General features: G+C 53.5%; 18 protein-coding genes. 4 read left to right on the top strand and 14 right to left on the bottom strand.

Annotated features, from left to right (window positions below):
* Window positions 1-11 precede the first annotated feature (11 nt).
* Window positions 12-302, bottom strand: a complete 291-nt coding sequence (locus AB9F27_RS08020; protein ID WP_335586783.1) for a putative quinol monooxygenase — start codon at window positions 300-302, stop codon at window positions 12-14.
* Between the two features lie 98 nt (window positions 303-400).
* On the opposite strand from AB9F27_RS08020, the gene AB9F27_RS08015 reads away from it, so the two are divergent.
* Both AB9F27_RS08015 and AB9F27_RS08010 read left to right on the top strand, forming a co-directional pair.
* On the top strand, window positions 401-1303 hold the full coding sequence (locus AB9F27_RS08015) for a LysR family transcriptional regulator (RefSeq protein WP_335586782.1): 903 nt from the start codon (window positions 401-403) through the stop codon (window positions 1301-1303).
* Window positions 1304-2333: 1030 nt separating this feature from the next.
* Window positions 2334-2735 carry a hypothetical protein gene (locus AB9F27_RS08010; protein WP_335586781.1) on the top strand — a complete coding sequence of 134 codons (402 nt, stop codon included), beginning with the start codon at window positions 2334-2336 and terminating at the stop codon, window positions 2733-2735.
* A 139-nt stretch (window positions 2736-2874) separates the two neighbouring features.
* Here the strand turns inward: AB9F27_RS08010 and AB9F27_RS08005 are convergent, their stop codons facing one another.
* The 5 genes from AB9F27_RS08005 to AB9F27_RS07985 form a co-directional block, all read right to left on the bottom strand.
* Window positions 2875-3111 carry a thioredoxin family protein gene (locus tag AB9F27_RS08005; RefSeq protein WP_039004477.1) on the bottom strand — a complete coding sequence of 79 codons (237 nt, stop codon included), beginning with the start codon at window positions 3109-3111 and terminating at the stop codon, window positions 2875-2877.
* 14 nt (window positions 3112-3125) lie between these two features.
* A complete protein-coding gene (locus AB9F27_RS08000; RefSeq protein WP_335586780.1) occupies window positions 3126-4136 on the bottom strand; it encodes a permease in 1011 nt (336 codons plus the stop codon).
* A 97-nt stretch (window positions 4137-4233) separates the two neighbouring features.
* Entirely contained in the window at window positions 4234-5193 is a 960-nt protein-coding gene (locus AB9F27_RS07995) for a cation diffusion facilitator family transporter (protein ID WP_335586779.1), read from the bottom strand.
* A gap of 171 nt (window positions 5194-5364) precedes the next feature.
* Window positions 5365-6411, bottom strand: coding sequence for a permease (locus tag AB9F27_RS07990; protein WP_335586778.1), 1047 nt, complete (start codon window positions 6409-6411; stop codon window positions 5365-5367).
* Window positions 6404-6757 (bottom strand): metalloregulator ArsR/SmtB family transcription factor, encoded by a 354-nt coding sequence (locus AB9F27_RS07985; protein ID WP_335586777.1) that lies wholly within the window; start codon window positions 6755-6757, stop codon window positions 6404-6406. The genes AB9F27_RS07990 and AB9F27_RS07985 overlap by 8 nt, the downstream gene beginning before the upstream one ends.
* Before the next feature lie 74 nt (window positions 6758-6831).
* On the opposite strand from AB9F27_RS07985, the gene AB9F27_RS07980 reads away from it, so the two are divergent.
* Entirely contained in the window at window positions 6832-7437 is a 606-nt protein-coding gene (locus tag AB9F27_RS07980; protein WP_369757640.1) for a uracil-DNA glycosylase family protein, read from the top strand.
* A complete protein-coding gene (locus AB9F27_RS07975) occupies window positions 7427-8218 on the top strand; it encodes an SseB family protein (protein ID WP_335585662.1) in 792 nt (263 codons plus the stop codon). The genes AB9F27_RS07980 and AB9F27_RS07975 overlap by 11 nt, the downstream gene beginning before the upstream one ends.
* Here AB9F27_RS07975 and AB9F27_RS07970 read toward each other — a convergent pair.
* From AB9F27_RS07970 to AB9F27_RS07935, 8 genes are all read right to left on the bottom strand, one after another.
* Window positions 8215-9147, bottom strand: a complete 933-nt coding sequence (locus AB9F27_RS07970; RefSeq protein WP_335585661.1) for a glyoxylate/hydroxypyruvate reductase A — start codon at window positions 9145-9147, stop codon at window positions 8215-8217. The genes AB9F27_RS07975 and AB9F27_RS07970 overlap by 4 nt on opposite strands.
* 8 nt (window positions 9148-9155) lie before the next feature.
* Window positions 9156-10295, bottom strand: coding sequence for a rod shape-determining protein RodA (gene rodA, locus AB9F27_RS07965; protein WP_335585660.1), 1140 nt, complete (start codon window positions 10293-10295; stop codon window positions 9156-9158).
* Entirely contained in the window at window positions 10292-12211 is a 1920-nt protein-coding gene (gene mrdA, locus AB9F27_RS07960) for a penicillin-binding protein 2 (RefSeq protein ID WP_335585659.1), read from the bottom strand. The genes rodA and mrdA overlap by 4 nt, the downstream gene beginning before the upstream one ends.
* Entirely contained in the window at window positions 12208-12744 is a 537-nt protein-coding gene (locus tag AB9F27_RS07955) for a rod shape-determining protein MreD (protein WP_335585658.1), read from the bottom strand. The genes mrdA and AB9F27_RS07955 overlap by 4 nt, the downstream gene beginning before the upstream one ends.
* Entirely contained in the window at window positions 12737-13657 is a 921-nt protein-coding gene (gene mreC, locus AB9F27_RS07950; RefSeq protein WP_335585657.1) for a rod shape-determining protein MreC, read from the bottom strand. Before mreC ends, AB9F27_RS07955 begins: the two co-directional genes overlap by 8 nt.
* Window positions 13658-13681: 24 nt before the next feature.
* Window positions 13682-14719 carry a rod shape-determining protein gene (locus AB9F27_RS07945; protein ID WP_039004465.1) on the bottom strand — a complete coding sequence of 346 codons (1038 nt, stop codon included), beginning with the start codon at window positions 14717-14719 and terminating at the stop codon, window positions 13682-13684.
* A 275-nt stretch (window positions 14720-14994) separates the two neighbouring features.
* Window positions 14995-16572: a 2-isopropylmalate synthase gene (locus AB9F27_RS07940; RefSeq protein ID WP_335585656.1), complete on the bottom strand. Its 1578-nt coding sequence runs from the start codon at window positions 16570-16572 to the stop codon at window positions 14995-14997.
* Window positions 16573-16834: 262 nt separating this feature from the next.
* Window positions 16835-18235 (bottom strand): MORN repeat-containing protein, encoded by a 1401-nt coding sequence (locus AB9F27_RS07935; RefSeq protein WP_407067047.1) that lies wholly within the window; start codon window positions 18233-18235, stop codon window positions 16835-16837.
* Window positions 18236-18298 lie beyond the last annotated feature (63 nt).

The following is an 18298-nucleotide window of genomic DNA, read 5'->3' as shown; positions in this document are numbered from 1 at the left end:
ATTTCAATCGTTTAGCTCACGATTGTCATCTCATTCAAAATGAATTCAGCAACCGCACCGTCGGTTGCTTTTTTATAGGCACCAATATGCGGAGCGTTCAAATGCGTTAGCCACAATTCGCGGGTGTCCCAGTTTTCATAGAACATGAAGTGGCTGGGGTTTTCGTTGTCTTGGTGAAGGTCATAGTTGACACAACCGGCCTCTGCGCGGGTCGCATCGATGAGTTTCAATAACTCGGCTTTGACCAACTCGACTTGATCTGGGTTGGCCTTAATATTGGCGACGATGGTAAGTTTGGGCATTTTGACGTTTCCATTGTTGTTGTGTGACATCACTTAACGACTTGCGTGCGGCGGATAAACGGGCAGTATTCGGAATAATAATCCGGAGAAACCGTACAATGTTGCTCAATAATATCGCCCTCTTCTTGCAAATCGTCGAAAAAGGCAGCCTCACTGCTGCTGGCCGCGAATTGAGGCTATCCTCAACCACCGTTTCCGAACGCTTAGCCGCCTTGGAGGCGCATTTCGGGGTCGTTCTTTTGAATCGTACAACGCGCGCAATCAGCCTTACCGAAGAAGGTCGCACGCTTGTTGATGGCGCCAAGCAGGTACTCGGAGAAGTTGAGGACCTTGAAGCGCGTATCCGGTTTGGGGCGCAAACGCTTTCGGGTCCAATCCGCATAAGCGCCCCAAGCAATCTTGGGCGAACCCATATTTCAAGAGGAATCACGGAATTCTTGTCCGATCATCCTGCGATTTCGATCGAATTACTGCTCTCGGACGGATACGTCGATCTCGTGGGGGAGGGGTTTGACATGGCGTTTCGGTTTGGCCCCGCAATAGACAGTTCCCTGCGCTCCAAAAGTTTGGGTCATAGTCGCAGGTTTGTTTGTGCGTCTCCCTCCTATTTGGAAAAACACGGAGCCCCCCAAATCCCTGCCGATCTAAAGGAGCATAATTGCTTGGTGATGCGATTTGGCGCGAAGTTGGATAATGTCTGGCAGTTCGGACCAAGTCCCCTCCCACAAATCGTGTCTGTGCGGGGTAACCGCGTGGCCAATGACAGTGCTCTCGTGCAGCAGTGGTGTCTTGAAGGGCATGGCATCATTCTGAAATCAGAGTTGGATGTAAGTGCTGAGATCAAAGCGGGCAACCTTGTCGCGCTCTTGGAAAATCATCCGCCGTCGCCGACTCTGTTGCAAATGCTTTTTCCGCCAAGCCGCGCACAACCAAGGCGCGTCCGCGCACTCGTGGACAAGCTTTCGCACGTCCTTCAAGAAGCGGAGTGGAGAAAGGGATGATATGCATACCGGTCGGAACAAGTCCTGGAATTTGCATTCGACCGTGAATTAGGATGCGCCTGTGTTGGCTGGACCGAGGCGGAAATTCGCGTGGCAGAAGGGTTTTGGGCCTCTAGCTACGGTGGATGGGCATATTGGAGCGACGTAAAATAGACGAAGCGAAAGAACCATTCGCCTGCTTCCAATGCCAAGTTTGCGTGGAAGCGTCCAGCGATCAAGAGTATGGCTGCGGGGTACCAAGGGTAGTGTGGCCCTTGCCGGTTGAAGACGCCACAATCGACAAGTTTTAATCCAAGACAAGTTAATTGGTTGTGCGCGATGTTTTAAAACGCGCGCCGGACGTCAAACACCTTCAGCATATGATTTACACTTACTTGTTTCGGGATCTGACAGCTGACCGCTTGTTTCAGGTCTGGTGTGGGAGTATTTCAGATATCCGCATGCGGCGTGGGGTCGGTAGTTTTTTTGCCCAGAAACCTTTGTATTACATGTGCTTTGAGTAGTGAATCGGCTGGCAACTTCTGGTGTCTTGGCACCTCTGAACGCGACAAACATGACAGCTGTGTTTTAATTTACCCATTATTGAACTGAGTCTCGGCATTCATCCCTTGAGCGACCAGTTCGCGCTCGGCCCTTTAGAAATTCCTCCTGACAAATAGCACACATAGTTCCCCATGCTTCATTAATACTATTGCCTGCGGAAACACCTTGAAATGACATCCCTTCAACGACCACCATTCTGAAATGGTTCGGAAAAGTCGCCCCCTTTTAGGTTAGAAAAACATAAGCGCCGTGTCTAAGTGGCCCTTTTTTGTCAGGGGCCGGTGCTTCTATTAGAAAGCCGCATTCTCGTATTTCGCTCCAAAGCACATATCGATTGATGCCTGTTTATTTGAATGCCAAAGGGAAAAAATATGGTTCTTCCCATTTAGGCTCAGCATTCAAATACGCTACTTTTAGCGCGGGTCTTTTTCGGAAATTGACACTTTGGCAAGAACGTCGCAGGTTGGAGGTGATTGGGAGAAATTTAGTGCAACATGTTGGTTCAACTGAGAGCGTCACTGCGGGTAACGGTTTGGCATTGCGCGTCCGGTCACTTCTTTGTCGAGTTGCCGAGCAAGCGCCTCCGATCACCTATCAAGGTTTAGCGAAGGCCTTAGACCTCTCGCCGCCAAATACGATCCATCAACTTACAGTCGCGTTAGAGTGCCTGATAGAGGAGGATGTCGCTGCTGCGCGCCCGTTGATCGCTGCCCTCGTGGTTAGCAAAGCGAGGGATGGGTTGCCCGCGCCTGGCTTTTTCGATTGCGCACGCCGTTTTGGGCGCTTTCACGGGGACCCTTCCGGACCCGAGAGTTCGGCGTTCTACGCGGCAGAGTTCGATAAGGCCGTCGAGTTCTGGTGCGTGCCTGCCAATTCCCAGGTTCAATAGCTATCCTGAAAATTGAGCTTGAAGCACTCTGCGGCCCGATTTGACGAATATATTCGGACCCCGAGGAGCGTGGAAAATCTCCCAGTTTTACATGTCTTCTAAGCGCACTCGTTCAGTCGTCGTTTTTAGATTGAGTATCTCAGATACTCTTGAGCAACGCCCCAATTTCAGAGGCGCTCAGAACACGCCCACTTGAGACGACTTTTTCGTCGATCACGAGGCCGGGTGTGGACATGATTCCATAACTGGCGATGGCGACAATATCGGTCACTTTCTCAATGTCCGCATCCAAGGCGGCCGATTGTAAAGCCGTCTTGGTATTCTCCGCCAAGGCCACGCATTTTTTGCAGCCAGATCCCAAAATTTTGATGATCATTCTTCTCTCCCTTTTTAGACGAATAGATGTGCGGTCGCATTGAAAATATAGCCGATCAGGACAATCCCCACGGTGACGATGCCGACAAACACTGCCATCAGGGGCAGTTTTACTACCCGTTTAAGCATGATCATCGACGGTAAAGACAGCGCTGTAACGGCCATCATGAAAGTCAGCGCTGTGCCCAACCCAACGCCCTTTTGCACCAAGGCTTCCGCGATGGGTAGCGTGCCAAAAATATCGGCGTACATCGGAATGCCAGCGAATGTCGCGACCAAAACCGACCACCACTTATCCTGCCCTAGCAGGGCTGAAATGAAGGTTTCCGGAATCCAGTTGTGGATGGCCGCGCCGATACCGACGCCGATCAAAACATAGATCCAAACACGGTGCACAATTTCGATAACTTGATCCGCGGCGTAGCGCAGTCGTTCACGACGGCTTATTGTGCCGTTGTTATCATGGTCGCTGACGGGGCTTTGATAGACAAAGGCCTCAACCTGATTTTCCAGCTTGAGATAGCCGATCAGGGTTCCACCAAGAACGGCCAGTACCAACCCAATCGCTACATAAGCCAATGCGATACTCCAGTTGAAAATACTGGCTAGGAGTATCACCGAGGCCAGATCGACCAGTGGCGAGGAAATCAGAAACGAGAAAGTTACGGCTAGCGGCAGGCCCGCGCTCGTAAAACCAATAAAAAGCGGGATGGAGGAACAGGAGCAAAATGGCGTGATGGTTCCAAGCAAAGCCGCCATAACATTGGCCCCAAGACCTTGCCGCTGCCCAAGAATGCGGCGGGTGCGTTCCGGAGGAAAATAGCTTTGCACATAGGAAATGCTGAAGATCAGAACCGAGAGCAGAATGAATATTTTAATAACATCGTAGATGAAGAAGTGAACGCTTCCCCCTATCTGGCTCGCGGGATTTAGGCCAAAACCTTCGCGCACCAGTAACGTGACCAAATCCGAAAGCCATTGCATGCGCAGTAGCTGGTCGTTCAGCCAGATCAAGACATCACGCATTCATTAGACCCCAAAAAAAGACACTGAGAAAGTCCGCCATCATGGAGGAAGCGTATTGAACCCGATACGAATTGACTTTGATTTCAATCAACCCAAATCAATTTGCGACAATGTGTCCAACTTCTTGAGGGTCTTTGCAGGCATGGACATGACATTCCAATTCAAGTGTGATGTGGGACAGTCCAAACCCGTCGCGCAAAGCGTCCTTAACTGCAAGTTTCACGCGGTCTGCTTCGGTCCAGACGCCAGCCTTAATCACAATATGCGCGTCCACAGCTGACTCGTGTTCCTGCATTTGCCACAGATGCAGATGATGCACGTTCTCCACGCCCGATACCGCGCGTATGGCTTTTAAAATCGCGCGCGTATCAAGATCAGGAGGGCTGCCGAGCATCAAGATACGCACCGCGCCGCCGATTTCAGTCACAGATTGCCAAAGGATATAGCCCGCAATTACCAGCGTAATAAGCGGGTCAATCAGCCGCCAATCATACAATATGATCACGGTGCCCGCGATGATGACCGCAACGGATCCAAGGGCATCAGCGACATTGTGGAGGAACGCCGCGCGAATATTCATACTTTGTTTTGACAACGCGTAGGTCAGAAGAGCGGTGGCAGCATCAACTAAAAGCGCAAAAAACGCGATGACAACTACCAGCCACCCGTCAACGCTGGCAGGATTGAAAAGCCGCGCCACAGCCTCATAGGTCAGATATAATCCGAGCAGGATGAGGGTCGTGTAGTTGATCAAAGCTGCCACAATTTCCGCACGGCCATAGCCAAACGTCATCGTGTCGTCGGCGGGCCTTTGCGCGATCTTGCGTGCCACAAAAGCGAGAATAAGCGAGAGTGCATCCGACATATTGTGAATTGCATCTGCAATCAACGCCAAACTACCAGACAAAATGCCACCGATAATCTGCACGACTGTAAGCAGAATATTGACCGTAATGGCCCAGAAAATCCGCGTATTCCCAGAGTTGGGGTCAATATGATGATGATGTCCTGACAGCTTGAATTCTCCTCTACTGTTCGATTCCCTTAGGCCTAGCATGTCTGCGGTCAGCCGTCAGTGAGTGTGCCAAACTTTTCTGGCTCGGTACGACAAAGTGGAATTTTTGAGTGAAAAAGCGAAAATGGGCGTAACTTGGGGCTAGCATCAATCTATTTTGCAACTACAAGTGCCACCTCGCATCTTGTAAAGAGGTGGCACTTCTTGACAAAATCAAGCGACAATATTCCAGACAATCCCCGCTGCAAACGCGCCCGTCATGGCGATCCCGAGGTAGGCCACAAACACGCGCGGCTTGACTAAGGCCCAGACGGCGAGGGCCGCAGGGATGCAGCTTACCCCCCCAGCGATCGCGAAGGACATGGCCGCGCCGTTGCTCATGCCTTGTTCCAAAAGCGCGTGGATGAGGGGCACGGCGGCGAAACCGTTGAGATAAGCTGGTGCTCCGATCAAAGCGCCGAGCGCGATAGGTTTGAGACCTTCGCCACCAAGGAAACTCGCGATGGTTTCGGCCGGAACATAGCTCAACATCAGGGCTTCGATCAAATACGCAAGCAACAACCATTTCCCCAAAAATAGCGCATTTTCGACCACGGTTTGGCGAAATGCTGTCCGTCTTGGCGCTTCTTTCCAGAATTTCCAAACGGGCTTGCCATCAAAAGGAGAGGGGCCGCAACCACAGCCCGAGGATTGGACCGCTTTGCGCAACGGGTTTGCGAATACGGCGCTTTTGGCAAAGAGTTTTACGGTGAAGCCGCCCATGATCCCCAGGCTGATGGCGGCGATCCCTTTGGCAAAGGCAAATTCCCATCCAAGGGTGCCCGCCGTCACCAAAAACATGGCGGGATCCATCAAGGGAGAGGCCAGCCAAAAGGCCATAACCGCCGAAAGTGGTGCGCCGAGCGCCAAAAGGGCTGCTATAAAAGGAATGACTTCGCAGGAACAAAACGGTGATAAGCCCCCAAGGGCCGCCGCCATAAAGATCATCCGAACTTCGCGCCCTTCAAAGGCTCGCGCCAACAGGGCTTCGGCGCCAGAGGCCTTGAGATATCCCACCATCAGCACAGCAAAAACGATAAAAACGCCCGTGTGAAGGATGGCAGACCCGGCAAAGCTCAGAGTCGGGAAAAATTGTGCAGGATCGAACAGAGCGACGAGCAATGGGATGATGAGGATCGCCACCCACGCCATGTCGAGGCGTTTCCAGAGGGGCGCATTTGGGGAAGGTGTATGCGAATGGGTGTGTGTTGTTTCAGACATGGCTGTGCTCGTGGTCTGTAGAGGGGCAATCGGCGCAACATTCGCGCAAGAGATAGTCGGCAAGCTTTTGCATCTCGGAATAGGCCGCAGCAGCACAAATAACGCTGCGCCCCTTTTTCTCCTGCGTTACAAGGCCCGCTTGGGTGAGTATTTTCAGGTGGTGCGTTAGGGTGGAGCCCGTTACGCCACTGCGTTCGCCCAAGGTGCCAATCGTTGCGCCTTCCGGTCCTGCGCGCACTAAACAGCGTAAAACTTCAAGGCGTTGCTCGCTTCCAAGGGCCGCAAAGCTAGAGGCGGCCACGTGAATATCGAGCGGAGAATCGGGATTTGCATTAGTTGTTTTCATATTTCTATAATTGTAGAAATATAGAAGTTAGTCAAGCCCCTTGAAGCCGCGCATAAATTGGGAAAAACTAACGTATGACTGGCACCCTCCAAGATTTAGACCGCAATATCCGAGGCTGTGTACTGTGCGAGGAGCGCTTTTCGCAAACCTCAACAGCCCATAAACCACGTCCAATTATTTGGTTGAATGGTCGCGCCCCGATTTTGATTGCCGGCCAAGCACCAGGAGCACGGGTTTATAAAAGCGGTATCCCATTTGATGATCCCTCGGGCGAACGCTTGCGAGACTGGATGGGGGTGGAACGCGAAATGTTTTATGACCGCACGCAAGTTTCCATCCTCCCTATGGCGTTTTGCTTTCCGGGGTATGACCAAAAAGGGAGCGATCTTCCACCGCCTGCCGTGTGTCGCAAAACGTGGCATCTTGACATTTTGCAACATTTATCGCCCCGATTAACTCTTTTGGTGGGTGGTTACGCCCATAAATACCACCTTGGGGCCGCAAATGGCGCGAGCGTCTCGGCGACAGTTCAAGATTGGCGCAGTCATGCGCCGCACGTGTTTCCCTTGCCACATCCGTCGTGGCGCAATACTGGCTGGATCAAGAAAAACCCGTGGTTTGAGGCTAACCTTCTTCCGGCCCTGCGCGCGCGTGTTCATGAGGTGCTAAATGAAAACTGAGACTCCCCTCGACGTGGCCTATGCCGCTATGCTGTCCACCCCCGAAAGCGATACCGCGCGGTTGCCGTATTTTGAGCGCCTTGCTGATAGTGAGTTGTTCCTATTGCTTGAAAGGGAAGCGGATGCAGACAAAATCTCACCTGAGCTGTTTGAAACCGAGGAGGGGCGTTTTGTTTTGGCCTTTGATCGTGAGGAACGTCTGGTAGATTTCACCGGACACGCGGCTCCCTATGTGGCGCTCTCGGGGCGGATCATCGCGCATATGGTTGTGGAGCAGGGGATCGGGCTTGGCGTTAATCTGGGGGTTGAGGGGGGCGAAAACCTTCTAGATTCAGAGGCACTTGGCTGGCTTTTGCAAACGCTCGATCACAAGCCAGAAGAGGTTGAGGACGTGCCGCAAGAGCTTAACCCGCCCAAAGGTTTGCCGGATGTGTTGCTCGGCGCGTTAGATCGAAAACTTCCCTCTGCCGTTGGCCTTGCGACCTCCGCGCATTTGGCCGCAGTGACTTATAAATCTGGGCGGCGTGGGCATCTTTTGGCGTTTTTAGACGCAAAGCTCGGGGCCGAAGAAGCGCTGGCGAATGCCGTGAGCGAAGCCCTGACCTTCTCTGGCATTGAGGCGGGGGAGTTGGATGTCGTGTTTGTGGGGCGTGACGACGAGTTGACGGCGCCCTTGTTGCGGGTCGCCTTGAGCTTTGATCTGCCACAACCCGAACGGGCCGAAGCTGTTGAAATCGCGGCCCCAGGGTCCGACCCTAGCAAGCCGCCAATTCTACGTTAGTAGCCCGCAGTGCGGTCCACGAGGAAGAGAAACTCTTGCCCCGCCTCGCCACGTTTGATGTTGTCGGCGATGATTTCACTCGCGGTATCGGCGCGGGTTTCTGAGGCGATATGGGGGGTGATGGTGACGTTTGGATGCGCCCAATAGGGGTGGTCCGAGGGCAGAGGTTCAAGCCAAAACACATCAAGCGTCGCATGCGCGACCTGCCCATTTGAGAGGGCACTTAACAGCGCGTTGTCATCAATCAGTGCGCCGCGACCCGGATTAATAATGACCGCTCCTTTGGGCAAAAGTGCCAGAGCCTCGGCATTGACTATTTTTTCAGTTTGTGGGGTGTGGGGCAGGAGAAGGACGAGAATTTCAGCCTCTGAGAGCAAGGCTTTTAAGCCCGCGTCCCCCGAGAAACTGGTAATTCCGTCAATGTCCTTGGGGCGGCGGCTCCAGCCCAATACATTGAAATTTAGGGCGGCAAGACTACGCGCACAATCTTGGCCAAGCGCGCCAAGCCCCAAAATTCCAACAGTTCGATTTCGCGCCAAAGGTGGAACACTTTGTTTCCAGTCCAAAGGTTTAGCCTGAATATAGGTATCCATTCCGAGATGGTGACGCAGCACATGCCCGCAAACATACTCGCGCATACCTTCGGTAAGGCCGGTGTCAACCATGCGGGCCAGCGGGATGTTGAGGGTAGGATTTCTCGTCAGATTCTCTACTCCAGCCCAGAGGTTAAGAACGGCTTTCGCACCCGTGAACGGGGTGAAATCCGAAACCGGACCATTGGGCGCAAAAACCAGATAGTCCACACTCGCGGGGTCTTCAAATTCGCAGCGTAAATCCACATCCAAACCAGCTTTCTGGAAGCTTGATTTAAGGGCGTCCTTATAAAAACCCCACCGCTCAGGTTTCGCGGAAAAGAGTACATTAATCATGGGGAATCCTATCTCGGACGGTGGATATGGGCGCTTTGGACGAGGCCAAATGCGGCGAGCAAAACGATCATCGCAGATCCGCCGTAGGAAACCAAGGGCAGGGGGACGCCGACCACAGGGGCAAGGCCCATTACCATCGACATATTCACAGCAAAATACAGAAAGAAGGCGGCAGAAATTCCGAGAGTGAGCAGCGATGCAAATCGGTCTTTGTTTTGGAAGGCCGATACCATGCAAAATATAATGATGAGCAAATAGATACTAAGGAGGGAAAAACCGCCAATAAAGCCGAATTCCTCGGCGAGAGTCGTGAAAATAAAATCGGTGTGTTTTTCGGGGAGGAAGTTTAGGCGGCTTTGGGTGCCCTGCATAAAGCCACGCCCCGTCCATCCCCCCGACCCAAAAGCGATTTTGGATTGTGTGATGTGATATCCCGCACCAGAGGGGTCAAATGAAGGGTCGATAAACGTGTCAATCCGACGGTATTGATAGTCCTTAAGGAATTGCCAAGGCGTTCCGCGCACCTTAAAAACTGCAGTGACTGCGCCCACAACAAGGGCGATTACCGCGCCGAAATACCACCAGCTGACCCCCGCCAAAAACATCACGATTGCCCCACCCGTGACCAGTAGGATCGACGTGCCCAAGTCGGGTTGTCGCAATACCAAAGCCGTTGGGACTGCGATTACTAAGAGCGGGAAAAGTACCCACAAGGGATGTGAGGTTTTCTTAATATCGAGCCAGTCGTAGTAGGCAGCGAGCAGCATCACGAGGGAGATTTTCATCAGTTCGGATGGTTGCAGGCGCATGAAACCAAGATCAATCCAGCGTTGCGATCCTTTGCTTTCATCGCCGATTAAATCCACCACAACAAGCAAAACAAGCGTACCAATATAGGCCACCGTCGCGATGTTGCGCCAAAACCAAATCGGCGTCATTGCGATTGCAAACATAAGCACGATACCAAGGCCAAACCGTTTTATCTGCGGCTCGGCCCATGGGAACATGGAACCACCAGCCACCGAATAAAGCATCATAAATCCGACACAGCACACCGTAGCTAGCAGCAGCAAAAGAGGCCAATTGAAATAGAGGATTTTGCGAAAACCCCGTGGCGTCGTTTTGACGTTATACTCAAGATAACTCATACGGGATCTTGCTCAGCTTCGACTTGGTTGGGGTCGAGGGCTTGGATGCGAAGCTGTTGGGTGCGGATGGTGGCGCGGTCGTTGCTGGGATAGGCTTCGAGCGGGGGCGTGCCGCCATAGAGGGCCTGCAACGCAATGTCACGCAGGATCGGAGCAGCCGTTGATGACCCACCGCCACCGTGTTCAACCACAACTGAGATCGCGTATTTCGGTGATTCATATGGGGCAAACCCCGTAAACAACGCGTGGTCGCGTTTGTCCCACTCGACATCGGCATTGCGCACAATACTGTTTCCCGACTGGGACGTGCCAGATTTCCCCGCGATGCGCATGGAATCCTCGACAATACGCGACCCATACCCCGTGCCGCCGGATTCGTTTGAAACGGCGAACATGGCTTTTCGTACCGCCCGCAAATGGTTTTCATTGATCCCCATATCCGTGCCGCCAAGTTCGGGTTGTTTGATCCCATCCAGCGATGCAATCATCCGAGGTTCTACGGATTTTCCGGTGGCCAAACGTGCTGACATGACGGCCACTTGAAGCGGGGTGGCAAGGACGAGGCCCTGTCCGATCGAGACGTTCAAACTGTCGCCAATGACCCACTCTTTGCCAAGTTCCTCGCGTTTCCACGCTTTGTCCGGTGCCACACCAGCCGAAACCGCTGACATTGGGATGTCAAATTTTGTGCCGTACCCAAGACGACGGGCCATTGCGGCAATGTTGTCGATCCCGACACGCTGTGCGACTTCGTAGTAATACACGTCACAGGACATTTTTAGGGAGTTGTGAAGATTCACATTCCCGTGCCCTGCGCGTTTCCAACAGTGAAACCGACGCCCGCCAACTTCAACATAGCCTCGACAGCGGATCGTTTCTTGAGGAGTGATGACGCCTGCCTCTAGGGCGGCAAGAGCCGTCACCATTTTGAAGGTCGATCCGGGAGGGTAGCGGTCTTGTACGGTTTTACTCGCGAGGGGGCGATAGGGGTCTTGGGTGAGGGTTGAATAATCCTTCACTGAGATCCCTTTTACAAACAGGTTCGGATCAAAGGACGGTGCCGAAGCGCAGGCAACCACGTCGCCATTCTCCACATCGATCACAATTGCCGAAGCACTCAGCCCTTCCATTCGCGCTAAGCAATACTTCTGAAGGTCAGCGTCCAACGTCAGTTGAATCGCCTTGCCCGCTTGGCCCTCTTCGCGGTCAATTTCCCGAATAATGCGTCCCGTTGCGTTGACTTCTACACGTTTTACGCCGGCCGACCCGCGCAGGGTTTTCTCGGTTTTTGCTTCGGTTCCAAATTTTCCGATCTGGAACCGAGGGATGCGCAGCAACGGATCTCCGTCATCTATGCGTTGCAAATCATAGTCGCTCACAGGGCCAACATATCCCACCACATGGGCGAAATCCGCGCCATAGGGGTAGGCGCGCGAGAGGCCAACTTCGGGCGTGATCCCCGGTAAGGCGGGCGCGTTCACGGCGATTTTGGCGAAGGCTTCCCACGAGAGGCGGTCCGCGATTGTAACGGGCGCGGATGGTCCCGCATTGCGCAACTCTTTTTTAATCCGCGCGATATCACTGGGCGTCAGGACAACGATGTGGGACAGCCGCTCCAACACAACATCCAAATCGCGGCTGTCTTCCTTACGCACCACCACGCGATAGTTTTGCTGATTTTGCGCAATGACGTTGCCGTTGCGATCATAGATCAGCCCGCGTGCGGGGGCCAAAAGGTGCATGTTGACGCGGTTTTCTTCTGCGAGGTTGCGGAACTGGTCTGCTTGATCCACTTGCAATTGCCGCATCCGCAGAACCAAAAGCCCCATGAAACCAACCTGACTCGCTCCCAGAATAAGGCCACGCCGCGTGATTTTGCGCGCGCTTTCCTCTGTATCTTTTGGAGGCCGCCTCATGACGACCTCCCTTTGGATTCCGCAAGTTTACCGGTTGTGCCAAGAAGGGTGAGCCATCCCAAAAGGACGGTAAAAACCGGATACAGCAACACAGTGCCGATTAAGTGTTGAAGGCTGAGACCGAGTGTTGAGAGGTCGATTGCGACAATGAACAACGTGAACCGATAGCCCAAAAGTACCCCGCAAATGACACTCGCAACCAGCGCCCATTCGACGAAAAACGGCAACTCGCTATTTACGCGCGCGCGGCTGCGCAAAAATTCGGCCCCAATCACAACATAGGCCGTCAGCAACCCCGGGGGGCGCAAAAGAAAGAGGTCAAGAATAATAAAAACACCCGCGATAAGCCCAATCGGAATGGTCTTCGGTCGGCGCATTACAAGAACATAGGTCAAACAGAGTATCACATCAGGTCCAGCCCAACTTGAGGGGGCAGTTGAAAGGGGTAACAGATGCGAGAATAGGGCAATTCCAGCAATTCCTACATATAGGATCACATAAACCCAATTGCCAGTTTCCGAATGCTCACTCACTGATCGCGACCTCCGGCAGGGGAAGTTCTTGCTCAACGAGAGGAGGTAGAAGCGCCTCTCCATTGGGCAAAATGAGCGTGCCGTTCTCCATCAACGAATGGATTGTACCGCTGCGCAAGACGCGCAAAAACTCGAGCCGCTCATTGTCAGCGGCGAGTCGCACTCGCAAGCGTCGATCTGGGCCAAGCGCGAGTTGCCCCACCAAAAGCCCCGCTGGGAAAACGTTGCCATCGCCCGAAGTGACAACTTGATCTCCCGGACGGACAAGCTCGGGGCTCTCGACAAATTCCAAAAGCGGCGCGATTGAGTTGTCGCCATTGAGCAAGGCGCGTTGCCCTGAGGGTTGAATGGTGACGGGGATCGAACTGTTGCTATCGGTCAAAAGAATGACGCGCGATGTGTCCTTCCCGACGCCAGAAATTCGCCCGACAAGGCCAATGCCGTCCATTGTCGCCCAGCCATCATGAATCCCGTCGCGCGACCCAACATTCAACAAAACCGACTGGCGAAACGGGCTGCCACTGTCGGCCAAAACCACGCCGGTGACGTGGGTCAATTTGGGATCAAGACGCACATTGTTTAAATCAAGCAAGCGGGCATTCTTCTGTTCCAGTTGCAGCGCGGCTTCTTTCCAAGCTTTCATTTGTTGTAATTCTCGGCGCAACTCTTGGTTTTGCTCGTATATTTTAGTGTAGCTTTGGAAATCCTCGATCATGTTGCTCGCGGCCGAAACTGGTGCCATTGCCCACGAAAAACTCGGAATAATTGTGTCAATAAATTGAGCGCGAAATCGCTCCATCCGTGGGTTGTCGATCCGCCAAATCAGAAAGAGCACCAGAAGCAGAACAACCATAATCCCGACCAGAATGCGTCTGATCGGGCGGGTGTAGTTTTCTGATGCATTTCTATCCATTACAGCGGTGCCCCCCAAGGGAATTTAGCTGTCGTAATCAATGACGTGGCGGAGTTGCTTCTCGTATTCTAGGGCTTTGCCCGTTCCCAAAGCCACACAGTTTAGACTCTCGTCTGCGACCGAAACCGCGAGGCCAGTTTGCTCGCGCAAGGCTAGATCAAGCTCACCCAAAAGCGCGCCGCCGCCTGTAAGCATAACGCCCCGATCCACAATATCCGCCGCCAAATCTGGAGGGGTTGCTTCAAGCGCGGTCATCACGGCTTCACAGATTTGCTGCACGGGCTCAGCGAGGGCTTCGGCGACCTGCGCTTGGTTGATTTCGATTTCTTTTGGCACACCATTCAAAAGGTCACGCCCCCGAATTTTCATGCTTAACCCACGCCCATCGTCGGGCATCCGCGCCGTACCGATGGAGGTTTTGATCCGTTCTGCCGTCGCTTCGCCGATCAGGAGGTTCTGCTGGCGACGTAGGTAGTTGATGATCGCTTCGTCCATACGGTCGCCACCGACGCGTACCGAACGCGCATAGACGATATCGCCCAAGGAAAGCACGGCCACCTCGGTGGTGCCGCCGCCGATATCGACGACCATGTTGCCAGTTGGATCCGTGATGGGCATTCCCGCGCCAATGGCCGCAGCAATGGGTTCCGCGATCAAGCCTGCACGACGCGCGCCTGCCGACAAAACAGATTGGCGAATGGCGCGTTTTTCAACAGGGGTCGCACCATGGGGCACACAGACGATAATCTTGGGTTTGCTAAACATCGTGCGCCGGTGGACCTTGCGGATGAAGTGTTTAATCATCTCTTCGGCAACGTCAAAATCGGCAATGACACCCTCGCGCATCGGGCGGATGGCCTCAATGCTTCCGGGGGTGCGACCAAGCATCAGTTTTGCGTCTTCTCCGACGGCCAAAACCTGTTTGCGCCCGTCTTTGACGTGATAGGCCACAACCGAGGGTTCGTTCAGAATAATGCCTTTGCCTTTGACATAGACAAGCGTGTTCGCTGTGCCGAGGTCGATTGCCATATCTGTTGAAAACAGTCCGAAAAAACCTGCCATGAAGTTGTGTCCTAAATTGAGTCCGTTCCAGCCCGCGAGTCGCGGACTCAAAAGGCTTACCTGTTATAGGCGTTCATGGTTTATGGGGTAAAGGGCGCATTATAGTTCATTTGGCGGGTTCTTGCCGCTTATACATTTGCAACATTTGGGCTCGAACACTGGCGTCAAAATGCTGTAAAATTTCACATATCCAACAATCCGCAAATTTTCTCATCTCGTTTGACAGAAAAAGGGTACAGAAAAACGACTTTCTGTACCCCAAGCTAGAACTAATTTTAGGCGCGATCTTTGTAGTTAACCGATTTCACGTCCTCGTTCGGCACAGATTTCTCGCGGCGAACGATCAGACGGTTGAGCGCGTTGACATAGGCTTTGACGCTCGCGACGACCGTATCGGTGTCCGCAGACTGGCCTATGGAAATCCGGCCATCCTCTTCCATCCGCACAGAGACAGTTGCTTGTGCATCCGTGCCCTCGGTCACCGCATGCACTTGGTACAGTTGCAAACGCGCGGAATGAGGGAACAGAGCTTTGACCGCATTGAACGACGCGTCAACAGGACCATCCCCAGTGGCAGTTACTGCCTTATCTTCGCCGTCGATTGTGAGGGTCAGGGCTGCTTCTTGTGGGCCTTCTGTGCCGCAAACCACACGCAGGGATTTCACCTTGATGCGGTCATTCTGCTCTGTGGCGTCGCTGTCGCGCATCAGGGCGATCAAGTCATCCTCAAAGATTTCTTTCTTGCGATCCGCCAATTCCTTGAACCGGACGAAAACGTCCTTCAGTTGATTGTCGGCCAATTCAAAACCGAGGTCAGCCAACTTCGAGCGCAACGCGGCACGGCCTGAGTGTTTGCCCATAACAAGATTGGTTTCGGTCAAACCCACGTCCTCGGGGCGCATGATCTCGAAGGTTTCGGCGTTTTTCAACATGCCGTCTTGGTGGATGCCGCTCTCGTGGGCGAAAGCGTTCTTGCCAACAATGGCTTTGTTGTATTGCACAGCAAAGCCAGAAACGGCGGCGACGCGGCGCGAAATTTGCATGATCTTTTTGGTATCGATGCGGGTTTGATAGGGCATGATGTCATTGCGGACTTTGAGCGCCATCACGACTTCTTCTAACGCAGTATTCCCAGCGCGTTCGCCCAGTCCATTGATGGTGCACTCGACTTGACGCGCGCCCGCTTCGACGGCCGCCAAAGAGTTCGCCGTCGCCATGCCAAGATCGTTGTGGCAATGCGTGGCAAAAATGACCTCATCCGCACCTGGAACATTTTCCAGCAAACGGCGGATGATTTCCGCACTTTCGCGCGGGGCGGTATAGCCGACGGTGTCGGGAATGTTGATCGTTGTTGCGCCTGCCTTGATCGCGATTTCTACTACGCGGAACAGGTAGTCCTCTTCGGTGCGGGTGGCATCCATCGGCGACCATTGCACATTGTCACACAGGTTGCGCGCATAGGTGACAGTGTCGTGAATCCGTTCGGCCATCTCGTCTTTGTTCAAGTTCGGGATCGCGCGATGCAGGGGCGACGTACCGATAAACGTGTGGATGCGGGGGCGTGCCGCGTGTTTGACGGCTTCCCAGCAACGATCAATGTCTTTGAAGTTGGCACGCGCCAATCCGCAAATCACCGATTGTTTGGCAAGACGTGAAATCTCGCTCACGGCGGCGAAATCGCCCTCCGAGGCAATGGGGAAGCCGGCTTCAATTATGTCGACGCCCATATCGTCGAGCATCTCGGCGATTTCCAACTTCTCGGTGTTGGTCATGGTCGCGCCTGGGCTTTGTTCGCCGTCACGCAAAGTTGTGTCAAAAATCAAGACTTGGTCTTGTTTGGATTTATCTGTCATGTGTGAAATCTTTCGTCGTTCTTAGCTGTCTGGAAAGAAGCGTATCGCTTCGGTGCATGGCGCGTTGTCCTCCCCTGAGCGTTCGCGCCAAACAGGCACGCTCAGAGGCAGCTAAGAAGGAGGAGGGCACGGAGTCCAAGTGCACGGCCCAAAACGGGCGCGTCTGCGATAATGGAAATATGTGCGTTTGCGTTCATAGGGGGATCATAGCCGCCAAGTGACGAAAGGGAAGAGCAATTCTGAAAAAATATCCGGAGACCGTCTATTCGGATGCGGGGGCCTCGGTAGGTGTGTCGGTCGCGGGGGCAACGTCTTTTGGCGTGAAGGCCCCGTTCGTCCATTCACCCGCTTGTTCTTGTCCTGAAGCAAAGGCCATTGTGCCCTTGCCGTGGCGTTTGCCGCCTGCAAAGTTCCCCGTGTACACATCACCGTTGGCATAGGTCGTCACGCCTTGGCCATGCATCACGCCATCCGCCCAAGACCCAAAGTATTTAAATCCGTCCGGCATCGTGATTTCGCCAATACCCGCGCGTTTGTTGTCTAGAAATTCGCCTGTATAAACAGAGCCGTCGGCGTATTTGACCGTGCCATCACCAGAGCGTTTTCCCGCTTTCCAGCCGCCAATATATTCATAGCCGCTTGGGTAAGTCATTTTGCCGGTCCCATCGTATTGTGCGTCAAGAAAGCCGCCCTCATAGATTAGACCATTTGACTGGGCCGCGCGGCCCTCGCCTTGAATGACACCTCTGCTCCAACCGCCGTCATAGGAACCACCGTCGGAATACTTGATACTTCCGTTGCCATGCGGCAGGCCGTCCAGAAAGCCGCCAGTGTAAACAGATCCGTCGGGATACGTAATTTCGCCCTTGCCCTCGATTTTCCCTGCACGCCACGCACCCGTGTAACGATAGCCCTCAGATCCCGTAAAGGTACCAAGGCCTTCGCGATTATCCGCCTTAAAGGTGCCCACAAACGTGTCGCCGTTTGCATAGGCCACACTTCCTTCGCCCTCGCGCGCTCCGGCCACAAATGTACCCGTGTAGACATCGCCATTGGCTTGCGTCAGAACACCTTCGCCGTGAAATTGATCGTTCTGCCAAGTGCCCGTATAGACAAGCCCGTCGGCCATCGTAAGAGTGCCTAGCCCCGCGCGCAGACCTTCAGAAAGAAGTCCCTCGTAGATCGCACCATCGGGGTAGTTGATTTTGCCCATGCCGTGTTTTGCGCCGTCTTGCCATTCGCCCGCGTAAACATACCCGTTGGGGCTTTGCATGGTGCCGACGCCGTGGTGCAACGCGTTTTTCAAACCGCCCTGAAAGGTCACCCCGTTGGCATATTCAACCACGCCATTACCGGTGATTTCGCCATCAACCCAGTCGCCTTCATAGGTACCGCCATCGGCAAAAGTGATTTTGCCAAATCCATTTGGGCGGCCTTTAGAGAAATTACCTTCGTAAACCGATCCACCGGGGAATTGCGCAATCCCAAGACCACGGATTTCGCCCTCAAACCACTCTCCGTCGTAAACATACCCGTTGGGAAGAGTATAATGTCCGCGACCGTGCTGTTTTCCATCAACGAAAGTGCCCTCATAGAGACCCCCATTTGAATATTCCTTAGCGGATTCCTCCTGCCCAAAGGCAAGTGCAGGGACGAGGCCCACAACAAGGACTGCCGCGCAGAGAAGGGCGGTTGAGGCTCCGAAAATGTCGGAAAAAATGGGCTG

It is taken from the genome of Falsihalocynthiibacter sp. CO-5D18, assembly GCF_041205445.1.
GTDB lineage: Bacteria > Pseudomonadota > Alphaproteobacteria > Rhodobacterales > Rhodobacteraceae > Falsihalocynthiibacter > Falsihalocynthiibacter arcticus.
The sequence above is the reverse complement of the archived record's forward strand: the minus strand, read 5'-3'. Positions and strand labels throughout refer to the sequence as shown.

Coding starts and splice junctions, on each gene's coding strand:
- AB9F27_RS08020 (WP_335586783.1), bottom strand. CDS start 302: ATGCCCAAACTTACCATCGTCGCCAATATTAAGGCCAACCCAGATCAA.
- AB9F27_RS08015 (WP_335586782.1), top strand. CDS start 401: ATGTTGCTCAATAATATCGCCCTCTTCTTGCAAATCGTCGAAAAAGGC.
- AB9F27_RS08005 (WP_039004477.1), bottom strand. CDS start 3,111: ATGATCATCAAAATTTTGGGATCTGGCTGCAAAAAATGCGTGGCCTTG.
- AB9F27_RS08000 (WP_335586780.1), bottom strand. CDS start 4,136: ATGCGTGATGTCTTGATCTGGCTGAACGACCAGCTACTGCGCATGCAA.
- AB9F27_RS07995 (WP_335586779.1), bottom strand. CDS start 5,193: ATGCTAGGCCTAAGGGAATCGAACAGTAGAGGAGAATTCAAGCTGTCA.
- AB9F27_RS07990 (WP_335586778.1), bottom strand. CDS start 6,411: ATGTCTGAAACAACACACACCCATTCGCATACACCTTCCCCAAATGCG.
- AB9F27_RS07985 (WP_335586777.1), bottom strand. CDS start 6,757: ATGAAAACAACTAATGCAAATCCCGATTCTCCGCTCGATATTCACGTG.
- AB9F27_RS07980 (WP_369757640.1), top strand. CDS start 6,832: ATGACTGGCACCCTCCAAGATTTAGACCGCAATATCCGAGGCTGTGTA.
- AB9F27_RS07975 (WP_335585662.1), top strand. CDS start 7,427: ATGAAAACTGAGACTCCCCTCGACGTGGCCTATGCCGCTATGCTGTCC.
- AB9F27_RS07970 (WP_335585661.1), bottom strand. CDS start 9,147: ATGATTAATGTACTCTTTTCCGCGAAACCTGAGCGGTGGGGTTTTTAT.
- rodA (WP_335585660.1), bottom strand. CDS start 10,295: ATGAGTTATCTTGAGTATAACGTCAAAACGACGCCACGGGGTTTTCGC.
- mrdA (WP_335585659.1), bottom strand. CDS start 12,211: ATGAGGCGGCCTCCAAAAGATACAGAGGAAAGCGCGCGCAAAATCACG.
- mreC (WP_335585657.1), bottom strand. CDS start 13,657: ATGGATAGAAATGCATCAGAAAACTACACCCGCCCGATCAGACGCATT.
- AB9F27_RS07945 (WP_039004465.1), bottom strand. CDS start 14,719: ATGGCAGGTTTTTTCGGACTGTTTTCAACAGATATGGCAATCGACCTC.
- AB9F27_RS07940 (WP_335585656.1), bottom strand. CDS start 16,572: ATGACAGATAAATCCAAACAAGACCAAGTCTTGATTTTTGACACAACT.